10 protein-coding genes are annotated in these 10,285 nt (G+C 74.5%); 6 read left to right on the forward strand and 4 right to left on the reverse strand.

The window, feature by feature from the left end:
• Window positions 1–181: 181 nt before the first annotated feature.
• Both ACIQIB_RS06180 and ACIQIB_RS06185 read left to right on the forward strand, forming a co-directional pair.
• Entirely contained in the window at window positions 182–1,411 is a 1,230-nt protein-coding gene (locus ACIQIB_RS06180; RefSeq protein ID WP_363607620.1) for an ROK family transcriptional regulator, read from the forward strand.
• Between the two features lie 4 nt (window positions 1,412–1,415).
• Complete coding sequence (locus tag ACIQIB_RS06185; protein WP_363607619.1) at window positions 1,416–1,631, forward strand: hypothetical protein; 216 nt, start codon at window positions 1,416–1,418, stop codon at window positions 1,629–1,631.
• A 15-nt stretch (window positions 1,632–1,646) separates the two neighbouring features.
• Here ACIQIB_RS06185 and ACIQIB_RS06190 read toward each other — a convergent pair whose 3' ends face one another.
• Both ACIQIB_RS06190 and ACIQIB_RS06195 read right to left on the reverse strand, forming a co-directional pair.
• Window positions 1,647–2,189, reverse strand: a complete 543-nt coding sequence (locus ACIQIB_RS06190) for a hypothetical protein (RefSeq protein WP_400756960.1) — start codon at window positions 2,187–2,189, stop codon at window positions 1,647–1,649.
• Window positions 2,190–2,296: 107 nt separating this feature from the next.
• On the reverse strand, window positions 2,297–2,752 hold the full coding sequence (locus tag ACIQIB_RS06195) for a MarR family winged helix-turn-helix transcriptional regulator (protein ID WP_400756962.1): 456 nt from the start codon (window positions 2,750–2,752) through the stop codon (window positions 2,297–2,299).
• A 159-nt stretch (window positions 2,753–2,911) separates the two neighbouring features.
• Between ACIQIB_RS06195 and ACIQIB_RS06200 the strand changes: the two genes are divergently transcribed.
• Window positions 2,912–4,366, forward strand: coding sequence for an MFS transporter (locus ACIQIB_RS06200; protein ID WP_400658806.1), 1,455 nt, complete (start codon window positions 2,912–2,914; stop codon window positions 4,364–4,366).
• Between the two features lie 95 nt (window positions 4,367–4,461).
• Here ACIQIB_RS06200 and ACIQIB_RS06205 read toward each other — a convergent pair whose 3' ends face one another.
• Window positions 4,462–5,373 (reverse strand): glutaminase, encoded by a 912-nt coding sequence (locus ACIQIB_RS06205; RefSeq protein ID WP_363607616.1) that lies wholly within the window; start codon window positions 5,371–5,373, stop codon window positions 4,462–4,464.
• A 127-nt stretch (window positions 5,374–5,500) separates the two neighbouring features.
• The gene (locus ACIQIB_RS06210) at window positions 5,501–6,478 is read right to left on the reverse strand and encodes a LysR family transcriptional regulator (RefSeq protein WP_400756964.1); all 978 of its coding nucleotides are present in this window, start codon (window positions 6,476–6,478) and stop codon (window positions 5,501–5,503) included.
• A gap of 310 nt (window positions 6,479–6,788) precedes the next feature.
• Between ACIQIB_RS06210 and ACIQIB_RS06215 the strand changes: the two genes are divergently transcribed.
• From ACIQIB_RS06215 to ACIQIB_RS06225, 3 genes are all read left to right on the forward strand, one after another.
• Window positions 6,789–7,517 (forward strand): hypothetical protein, encoded by a 729-nt coding sequence (locus tag ACIQIB_RS06215; RefSeq protein WP_400756966.1) that lies wholly within the window; start codon window positions 6,789–6,791, stop codon window positions 7,515–7,517.
• 264 nt (window positions 7,518–7,781) lie between these two features.
• Window positions 7,782–8,831 carry a chitinase gene (locus tag ACIQIB_RS06220; RefSeq protein WP_400756967.1) on the forward strand — a complete coding sequence of 350 codons (1,050 nt, stop codon included), beginning with the start codon at window positions 7,782–7,784 and terminating at the stop codon, window positions 8,829–8,831.
• Window positions 8,832–8,842: 11 nt separating this feature from the next.
• The gene (locus ACIQIB_RS06225) at window positions 8,843–10,120 is read left to right on the forward strand and encodes a glycosyl hydrolase family 8 (RefSeq protein ID WP_400756968.1); all 1,278 of its coding nucleotides are present in this window, start codon (window positions 8,843–8,845) and stop codon (window positions 10,118–10,120) included.
• Window positions 10,121–10,285 lie beyond the last annotated feature (165 nt).

A 10,285-nucleotide genomic window follows, 5' to 3' on the forward strand; every position in this document is an offset into this window, starting at 1 on the left:
TCGACAGTTCCGCGGTGCGGTCCCTCACCGGAGGCCGGGTGGGCTGACCGGTCCCGGGGCCGGATCCGGGCCGATGGGCGGGTTGACAACCGGTCATACTGGGCGGCGGTGCCTGAGCCCAGGCCCGCCACCGCCCCGGTACCGCGCCGGTCCGCGGGGTACGCCGAGACCGGAGGACCTGATGAGCCGCCACCTGCCGACCCACCTCCCGGCGGCCGGAGCGCCGGTGCAGCCGTGGAACCGGCAGCGGCTGCGCAGCAACAACGAGTGGCTGCTGCTCGAACTGCTGCGCACCGGCGGCTCGTCCTCGCGGGCCCAGCTCGCCCGCGACACCGGGCTCTCCAAGCCCACCGTCTCCGCCGCGCTGGCCGCGCTGGAACAGGCCGGACTGGCCCGCGAGGCCGGGCGGTCCGTCCCCGAGCGCGGCCGCACGGCGGTGCTGTACGAGGCCGACCCGACGGCCGGCCATGTACTCGGCGTGGACATCGGCCGGGCCCGGCTGCGGGTGGCGGTGGCCGACCTGGCCGGGCGGATCGTCGCCCGGCGGGACGTGCCCAACCGGGGGCGGACGGCCGACGCGGTGGCCGACGCGGTGGTGGCGGCGGCCCGGGAGACCATCGCGGAGGCGGGGCTGACGGCCGGCGGCATCGTCCACTCGGTGATCGGCAGCCCGGGCGTCTGGGACGAGCGGCGCCGCGGCGTCCGCTACGCCACCAACCTGCCGGGCTGGGGCAGACCGGGCCTGTTCGACCGGATCGCGGACGGGCTGGAGACCGCGATCACCGTCGCCAACGACGCCAACCTCGCCGCGCTGGGCGAGTTCGCCCTCGGCGCCGGGCAGGGCAGCCGGGTGTTCGCCTATCTGCTGGTCGGCACCGGCCTCGGCGTCGGCGTGGTGAAGGACGGCGAACTGCTCGCCGGCGCGCACGGAGCCGCGGGCGAGGTGGGGCTGCTGCCGCTGCCCGGCCGGCCCGCCGGGGAGCCGGCCGGGACGATCGAGCAGGTGGCCGGGGCGGACGCGGTGGTGCGCACCGCGCTCGGCCTCGGCATGCCGGGCCCGCTGACGGCCAAGCAGGTCTTCGACGCGGCCCGGTCCGGCGACCCGCTCGCGGCCGGGGCCGTCCAGCAGGAGGCGGAGCAACTCGCCTACGCCGTCGCGGTGCTGACGGCGGTGCTGGACCCGGATCTGGTGGTGCTCGGCGGTGGCGTCGGCGGCAGCGCGGATCTGCTGCTGGAGCCGCTGGAGCGGGCGCTGCACCGGCTCTCCCCGCTGCGGACCAGGCTCGCCCCGAGCCTGCTGGGGGAGGAGGCGGTCCTGCTCGGCGCCGTCTCGACGGCGCTGGAGATCGCCCGGCCGGAGGTGTTCGGCCGCCGTTCGGGCGCGACGGCCCAAGGCCTGTCCGGCAGTTGATCCCGTGGCCGGCCCCGCCGAGGACGTCCGGACCTGGAGCCACCCGGCCACGCCCGGCCCCGCCTGCTCGGCCGCCGTGGACCGGACGATCGGCCGGCTCTCCGTCACCGACGGTCCCTGCACCGGTGTGAGCTTCAGTACCGCGGACACCGGCAAGGTCTGGTCCGAGGGCACCGCCCACCCGCTCGCCGCGAGTGGCGGGAACCTGTTCCGGCTGTAGCCGGCCGGGCCGCGCTCAGAGGACGGCTTCGGCGATCCCGGCCACCAGGCCGACCGCGATGCCCAGCAGCGGTACGCCCAGCAGTCCCGCGAAGCCGGCCGCGACGTAGCCGCTGCCGTCCTGGAGTTTCCCGTGCCGGGCACAGGAGAGGAACCACGTGGCCGGTACGGTGCCGAGCACCATGATCAGTCCAGCGACGACGCCGTACCGCAGGGCCGGCGTCGACGACGGCTCGTAGGCGACGCCGTGGGACAGCCGGACTGTCAGGCGGGTGCCCGCCCGGTGGTCGCGGGGTACGCCGCGTACCACGACCGGACGGGCCCCGGCCGCCGTCCCGCCGGCCGGGGTGTACTGGCCCCGGCAGTCGCGGCCGGCGCTGTTGCCCTCGTCGTCGGACACGTCGTAGCACTTCTCCACCAGCACGACGCCGCTCGGCGGACCGAGGCCCACGGCCGCGCCCACCCGTTCGGCAGCCAGTACCCAGGCCAGCCACCCCGCCCCGGCCAGAAGGCCGATCGCCGCCAGTACCGCCGCCGCTCGCGCCGGCAGACGCCACATGCGGACCTCCCCTCCCCTGCGGGCCCCGCACCCGGAACTGCCATCATGCTGGGTGCGTCGCTGTCGTTCCACCCTCGTGCCGGGGTCGGGACCGGGGCAGGGGCGGTTCAGGGGCGCGGCCAGGGGTGCCCGCCCAGGCGTTCGATGCCGGTGTTGAAGCGCCTCAGGTAGCCGGCGAAGGCGGCGATGTCGTCGTCCGTCCAGTCGGCCATCACCCGGTCCAGGCTGTCGATGGTGCCGGCGCGCTCCTGGTCGAGCAGCCGCACGCCCCGGCCGGTGATGCGGAACTTCCTGGCCATCCCGCCGCCGGGGTCGGGGATGCGCTCCACGAGCCCGGCCCGCATCGCGGCGGTGGTCTGCCGGTTGAGGGTGGAGGCGTCGAGGTCGAAGGCGTCGCTCAGCTCTCCGATCGACATCGGCCCCTGGACGCGGATGCGACTGAGCAGGATGTAGGCGCTGCGTTCGAGCAGGCTGTCCTTGCGGCGGGCGCCGGCGCTGCCCTGGAGGCCGTGACGGCTCAGGAGCATCTGCTCGTACTCGACCTCGTGCGTGGGTCTGACCATGTTCCTGCCACCTCCTGGCCGACGGCCGCCGCGGTCCGCGGCCGGCCGGCTCCGTCCGCGTCCCTCCGGACAGCATTATGCATCCACCATAGAGTGTGCATGATGCACTAGACATGTATGATGCACTTCTTGTCCGACAGACTGTTCCGGAGCTTCCCCATGGACACCTCTCAACGATCCGCGCATCCGAGCGGCGTCGTCGCCACCCTGGCCTTCGCCGGCACGGTGGCCGCGGTCATGCAGACGCTGGTCACCCCGCTCATCGCGGAACTGCCGCAGATTCTGCACACCACGCCCTCGAACGCGGCCTGGGTGATCACCGTCACCCTGCTCGTCTCGGCCGTCTGCGTGCCGGTCTCCGGACGCCTCGGCGACATGGTGGGCAAGCGCCGGATGCTGCTCGTCTGCTCGGTGCCCCTGGTCGCCGGCTCGGTGGTGTGCGCGCTGGCCTCCTCCGTCGTGCCCATGATCGTCGGGCGTGGGTTGCAGGGGATGGGCATGGGCATGGTGCCACTGGGCATCGCCCTGCTGCGTGACGTCGTCCCGGCGGAGAAGCTCAGCTCCTCGATCGCCCTGGTCAGCGCATCCATGGGGATCGGCGGTGGTCTCGGCCTGCCGATCGCCGCGGCGGTCGCCCAGTACGCGGACTGGCGGGTGCTGTTCTGGGGTGCGGCCGTCCTGGCCCTGGTGGTCTCCGCCCTGATCTGGTTCCTGGTGCCGGACGTGCCGGCCACCGCCAGGGGTCAGCGATTCGACCTGCCCGGCGCGCTCGGGCTGGGCGTCGGCCTGGTCTGCCTGCTGCTCGCCGTCTCCAAGGGCGCCGACTGGGGCTGGGCCTCCGGTACGACGATCGGCCTGTTCACCGCCGCCGTCGTCGTGCTGGCGGGCTGGGGCTTCTGGGAGGTGCGCACCAAGGACCCGCTGGTCGACCTGCGCACCACTGCCCGCCCCCGGGTGCTGTTCACCAACCTCGCCTCCGTCTTCGTCGGCTTCGGCATGTACGCCAGCATGCTGATCGTCCCCCAGCTGCTCCAGTTCCCGAAGGCCACCGGCTACGGGCTGGGCCAGTCGATGCTCGCCGCCGGCCTGTGGATGGCCCCGGGCGGCATCATGATGATGATCGTCTCCCCCCTGGGCGGGAAGCTCACCAACGCCCGCGGCCCGAAGTTCACGCTCATCAGCGGCGTCCTGGTGATCGCCGCCGGCTACGGCCTGTCGCTGGCGCTGATGGGTTCGGCCTGGGGGCTCATGCTGGTGACCATGGTCACCAGCAGCGGTGTGGGCCTCGCCTACGGGGCGATGCCCGCCCTGATCATGAGCTCGATCCCGCCCGCGGAGACCGCCGCCGCCAACGGCTTCAACACGCTCATGCGCTCGCTCGGCACCTCCATCGGCGCGGCCGTGATCGGCACGGTCCTCTCCCAGATGACCACCACGATGGGCGGCCACGCCTTCGCCTCCGAGAGCGGCTTCCGAACCGGCCTGCTCATCGGCCTCGGGGTCGCGCTGATCGCCGCGGCGATCGCGGCGGTCATCCCGGCGGTGCGCGGCGCGGCCGGGAGCGAGCGGGACGCCCCGTCCCCCGAGCGCGAGGCGGTCGCGGCCGAGGGCTGACCGGACCGGCCCGCGCGGGGAGAGCCGAGTGAACCGGCCCCGCGCGGGCGAGCGGCCGGTCCGGGGCGCCGCCGCCCGGGCCCGGCCGCCGCGGCTCAGAACACCGACCACCCGGTGGCCGTGGTGAACGCGTCCAGCGCGGCCACCGCCCCGACGGAGTTCCCGGCCGGATCCAGCGCGGGGCCCCAGGCGCAGAGGGCGCCCCGGCCCGGCACCACCGCGAGGATGCCGCCGCCCACGCCGCTCTTGCCGGGCAGCCCGACCCGGTACGCGAACTGGCCGGCCGCGTCGTAGGTGCCGCAGGTGAGCAGCACGGCGTTGATGCGCTTGGCCTCGCTGCGGCTCAGCAGCCGGGAGCCGTCGGCGCGCAGGCCGTGCCGGGCGAGGAAGAGCCCGGCCAGGGCCAGGTCCCGGCAGCTCGCGGTGAGGGCGCAGTGGTCGTAGTAGTGCTGGAGAACCGTGTCGACGGGGTTCTCCAGGTTGCCGTAACTGGCGATGAAGTGGGCGAGCGCGGCGTTGCGGTGGCCGTGCGCGGCCTCCGAGGCCGCGACCACCGAGTCGCTGTCGAGCAGTGGGTTGCCGGACTCGGCGCGCAGGAAGTCCCGGACGGCCGCGCGGGCGTCGCCGGTCAGGCTGTGCAGGCGGTCGGTGACCACGATGGCGCCCGCGTTGATGAACGGATTGCGCGGGATGCCGTGCTCGGTCTCCAGCTGGATCAGCGAGTTGAAGGGGCTGCCGGAGGGCTCGCGGCCGACCCGTTGCCAGAGGCCGTCGCCGCCGGCGGCCAGGGAGAGGCAGAGGGTGAAGAGCTTGGAGATGCTCTGGACGGAGAACGGCTGCTCCCAGTCCCCGACGCCGTACACGGCGCCGTCGACGGTGGCCAGCGCCAGTCCGAAGGCGTTCGGGTCGGCGGCGGCGAGCGCCGGAATGTAGTCGGCGACCCGTCCGGCGGTGAGTACCGGGCGGGCCGCTTCCATGGCCTGGGTCAGCTGGTCCTGGAGATCCACCGGGCCATTGTGCACATGCGTGCACCTTCGTGCGGACCGCCGTGACGGTGCCGTCCTGCGGAGGCGGGCACGGTCACGGCGCCGGTGTTCGCCTCCCCGGGGCAGGGCCGCGCCGTGGACGGGGAGTTCACTGCCGGTCGGTGCCGCTGGGGTCGTGCAGGCGGCGGACGACGATGTCCCGGCCCGCGGGTGCGCCCGCGGTCACCGCCTCGGCGTGGTCGCGGGCCGCCTGCCTCAGCGCGTCGGCCGCGGCCCGCGCGGCCGGGGCGCCGGGGGCGTGCCCGGTGCGGTGGAGCACCCGGGTGATCAGGCTGCCGGTGACGGGCAGGCCGGCCACCTTCGCCCGGTCCAGCAGAGCCGCGTGGTAGGCGGGCATGATCAGGGCGCCGGCCTGCCCGGCCAGCAGGGCGGCGAGGGCGGTCGGGTGCTCGGCGACGTGCTCCACCGACGGCACCACGCCGTGCGCGGCCGCGAACCGGGCGAAGGCCCGGGCGCGGGCGGACTGTTCGGGGGCGCCGATCCACGGACGGCCGGAGAGTTCGGCGGGGTGGCCCGGCAGGTCCCAGCCGTCCGGGACGACCACCCGGTACTCGTCCTCGCTCAGCACCCACGCCCGTACGGCGGGTGGCAGTGGCACGGCGGTGTCCCGGTCGTCGGTGATGACCAGGACGTCCAGCCCGCCCAGGCGCAGGCGTTGCAGGCCGTCCGGCAGACCGGTCTCCACGAATCTCGGCCGCACCTGCGGATGCCACTGGGCGAGCAGCCGCTGCGCCCGGGCCGCGAGCCGCTCGATCACCCAGGAACTCGCGCCGATCGCCACCGGGCCCTGCGTGACGCTCCCGTCGGCGGAGCTCAACTGCTCGACGGCGGAAGCGAGTTCCCGGCTGATCCGGTCGCCGGTGGCGGCCAGCAGCCGGCCGGTCGCGGTGAGTTCCAGCCGGCCGCCGGACCGGTCGACCAGTGGCAGGCCCACCTCCCGCTCCAGGCTGGCCAGTTGCTGCGACACCGCCGACCGCGTGTGGCCGAGCGCCCGCGCCGCCGGGGCCAGACCGCCGTGGCGGGCGATGGCGTCCAGGACCAGCAGCCGCCGGGGGTCGAGGTCCATGGGGCGGGCTCCTCCTCGGTTCCTCCGGGTCGTTCGGCGGCCCATCCTGCCACGCGTCGGGCCGCAGGGTGCCAGTCCTGCTGTCGCCCGGGTTCAGCGCCGCTGTCGGGCGGGGCTGCCAGGCGGCCGGCGGGCTGTCAAACTGGCCGCCACTCACCGGACTTCGGCGGCGCTCCCCGGCAGACGTGTGCCCGTGGCCGGGCGCGTCCCGTTCACGCCCACCAGGAGGCAGCGCATGGCCCGTTCGATTTCGACAGCGGGGCGGTCCGGTCCGGCGCCGTCCGGCCGGCGCCCGCCCAGGTCGGGCCGCGTGCCGGTGACGGCGTGCGCGCTGGCGGCGCTCTTCCTGGTCGCGGCCTGCGGTTCGTCCGGCAGCTTTCCCGGTGAGGCGCCGGGCGAACCGGCTGGGCAGGGCGGAGCGGCCACGCAGAACGGTGACGCCGCCGTACCGGATGCGCCGGCCACGCAGAACGGCGCCGGTGCGCAGAACGCCGCCCCGCCGGCCGGGGGCGGCGGGGCGGCGTACGTGCTGAGCGCTCCGCCGGTCGCGGCCGGCTACCGGCAGGGTCAGCCCCCGGCCGACCTGATCCAGAAGGTCGACTCCGATGCCCAGCTGTACGCCAAGCGCCTGGGCGTGACCGGCACACCGGTCCACGGCTACTACGACGACCGGGCCCAGGGCGCGTGGATCTTCTACTCGGGCGTCACCGGCAGCGGCTTCGACCCCGACCGTCTGCACGACGCGCTCAACCAGCCCCCGGCCACCAGGAACGACGGCGCCGGGGACCGGATCAGCACCAACGCCGTGGACACCGACCCCGGCCCGCACGGCGGGCGGGCGATCTGCAACACCGTGCTGGTCCAGAACGCCATGCTCACCACGGCCGTCACCACCTGCTCCTGGTTCACCGCCACCACGGCCGCGGGGGTCAGCCTCATCATCAAGGGCGACGGCACCAGCACCAAGGTCGGCTTCACCGCCGCCGACGTCGCCCCGGTCATGCGGGCCATCCGCGCGGACGTCGAGCACCCGCGCTGAACCGCCGGCCGGTCTTCCGGTGCCCGAGCGTTGACGGGTCGTCAATGGTGGGGAGCCTGATCCGCCGCGTCAAGGTGTCCGGCGGTGAAGGGGGTTGAGAGTGTCGACCATTGGGAAACTTTCCTGACGAAAGTCGTCGACCGGCCGTCCCGTCACCTCGGTCCTGCAGGCGCCCGCTCCGGTCGCCCGCCGGCCGGTGCGGGCCGTTTCGCCTCTCTCCTGACCGGCCGTCACCGTGCGGTGGACCGACGAAAGCGAGTTGGCATGTACAAGACCTTCAGGGCCGGGGCGGCCGCCCGGCTCACCGCCCCGCTGCTGGCCGCCGCGCTCGGCCCGGCCGCCCTGCTGCTGGCCCCCGCGCCCCAGGCCCTGGCCGCCCCGGCAGCCGCCCCGCCCGAGCCGGCCGCCGCGCCCGGGAGGGCGGCGGCCCCCGGGATGGCGGCCGCGCCGTACGAGTACCTGGGCTGGGGCAACCCGCAGAAGCCGACCGACGTGATGAACGCGACCGGGGTGAAGTGGTTCACCCTCGCGTTCATCCTCTCCGACGGCGGCTGCAACCCGAAGTGGGACGGCAGCCGGCCGCTGACCGGCGGCTCCGACGAGGCCGCGATCAGGTCGATCCGGGCGGCCGGCGGCGACGTGGTCGTCTCGGTCGGCGGCTGGAGCGGCAACAAGCTGGGCGAGAAGTGCGGCAGCGCGAGCGCGCTGGCCGGCGCCTACCAGAAGGTGATCGACGCCTACGGGCTCAAGGCGCTGGACATCGACATCGAGGACACCGAGTTCTCCAGCGCGACGGTCCGTCAGCGGGTGGTCGACGCGCTGAAGACCGTCAAGGCGAGGAACCCCGGCATCGTCACCTACGTCACCATGGGCACCACCCCCAGCGGCCCGGACGCCACCGGCAAGGACCTGATCAGGCGCGGCGCCGCGGCCGGCCTGGCCAACGACGGCTGGGTGATCATGCCCTTCGACTTCGGCGGCCACAGCGGCACCATGGGCCAGGCCACCGTCAGCGCGCTGGACGGGCTGAAGGCGGCGGTCAAGAGCGCCTACGGCTACAGCGACGACGCGGCCTACCGGCACACCGGGGTCTCGTCGACGAACGGGAAGACCGACGAGGCCGGTGAGACCGTCACCACCGCCGACTTCCGGACCATCCTCGGCTACGCCCGGCAGCACCACCTCGCCCGGTTCGCCTTCTGGGCGGTCAACCGCGACCGCGCCTGCGGCTCCGGCACGGACGCCGACGCCTGTAGCGGCGTCGCGCAGTCCCCGTACGAGTTCACCAGGATCGTCGTCCAGTACCAGGGCTGAGGAGCACTCCGATGACACAGCCGAACCCCCGCCCCCGTCTCCGGGCCGCCGCGGCGCTGCTCGCGGGCGCAGGCCTGGCGGCGGGCCTGCTCGCGGCCCCGGCGGCCTCGGCCGCCCCGGGCCCGGGAGCCGCCGCCGCGCCCGCCGTGCCCTTCGGCAGCCACCGTTACCCGTACGCGGCGGGCATCCTCAAGCCCTCCGGCGCGCAGGCGGACCTCGACCAGAAGGTGATCGCCGCCTACAACGCCTGGAAGGCCGCGTTCGTCAAGCAGAACTGCGGCAACGGCTGGTACCAGGTGCTCTCGCCGGACGCCGACCACCCCTACGTGGCGGAGGGACAGGGCTACGGCATGGTCGTCACCGCCACCATGGCCGGGGCCGACCCCAACGCCAGGACCGTCTTCGACGGCATGGTGAAGTACATGCTGGCGCACAAGTCGGTCAACAACCCCGACCTGCTGGCCGCCGAGCAGGACTCCTCCTGCCGGTCCGTCGACGGCTCCGACTCCGCCACCGACGGCGACCTCGACGTCGCGTACGGGCTGCTGCTCGCCGACCGGCAGTGGGGCAGCTCGGGCAGCTACGACTACAAGGCCCTGGCGGTCCGGCACATCAACGCGATCATGGTGAGCGAGATCAACCCGAGCACCCACCTGACACTGCTCGGCGACTGGTCGAGCAGGGGCGACTCCACCTACTACGTCACCCGCTCCTCGGACTGGATGATCGACCACTTCCGGGCGTTCCGGACCGCCACCGGCGACGCCGCCTGGGACACCGTCCGCACCGCCCACCAGCGGCTGATCACCGCCCAGCAGAGCGGCTACGCCCCGAACACCGGTCTGCTCGCCGACTTCGTGGTCAACACCAACGGCACCGCCAAACCGGCGCCCGGGAAGGTCCTGGAGAGCGCCAACGACGGCGACTACAGCTGGAACGCCTGCCGCGACCCGTGGCGGATCGGCGCGGACGCCGTCACCAGCGGCGACGCCGCCTCGCTCGCCTCGGCGCGCAGGCTCAACACCTGGGTCAAGGCCAAGACGGGCGGCAGTCCCGCGAACATCGTCAGCGGCTACCACCTCAACGGCTCGGCCTTCGACAGCGGCCACGACATGGCGTTCACCGCGCCGTTCGTGGTGACCGCGATGACCGACCCGGGCTCGCAGGCGTGGCTCGACGCGCTCTGGACCAAGCTGGCCGCTACCGCGGTGGACAGCTCGCTCTACTACGGCAGCAGCGTCCAGCTCCAGTCGATGATCGTGGCATCCGGCAACTACTGGGTGCCGTAACGGCATTGGCGCGGGCCTGCCCTCCCGGGGGCCGGGCCCGGGGGGGCCGGGGGGGGGCCCCCCCCCCGGGGGGCCCCCCCCCCGGGGCCCGGGGGGGGGGCCCCCCCCCCCCCCCCCCCCACCCCCCCGGGCCCCCCCCCCCCCCCCCCCGCGGGGGCCGCCCCC

Source organism: Kitasatospora sp. NPDC092286, from assembly GCF_044755565.1.
Classification (GTDB): Bacteria; Actinomycetota; Actinomycetes; order Streptomycetales; family Streptomycetaceae; genus Kitasatospora.

Bases quoted from the DNA above. Each gene is read 5' to 3' on its own strand.
- ACIQIB_RS06180 (WP_363607620.1), top strand. From the start codon at position 182: ATGAGCCGCCACCTGCCGACCCACCTCCCGGCGGCCGGAGCGCCGGTG.
- ACIQIB_RS06190 (WP_400756960.1), bottom strand. From the start codon at position 2,189: ATGTGGCGTCTGCCGGCGCGAGCGGCGGCGGTACTGGCGGCGATCGGC.
- ACIQIB_RS06195 (WP_400756962.1), bottom strand. From the start codon at position 2,752: ATGGTCAGACCCACGCACGAGGTCGAGTACGAGCAGATGCTCCTGAGC.
- ACIQIB_RS06200 (WP_400658806.1), top strand. From the start codon at position 2,912: ATGGACACCTCTCAACGATCCGCGCATCCGAGCGGCGTCGTCGCCACC.
- ACIQIB_RS06210 (WP_400756964.1), bottom strand. From the start codon at position 6,478: ATGGACCTCGACCCCCGGCGGCTGCTGGTCCTGGACGCCATCGCCCGC.
- ACIQIB_RS06220 (WP_400756967.1), top strand. From the start codon at position 7,782: ATGTACAAGACCTTCAGGGCCGGGGCGGCCGCCCGGCTCACCGCCCCG.
- ACIQIB_RS06225 (WP_400756968.1), top strand. From the start codon at position 8,843: ATGACACAGCCGAACCCCCGCCCCCGTCTCCGGGCCGCCGCGGCGCTG.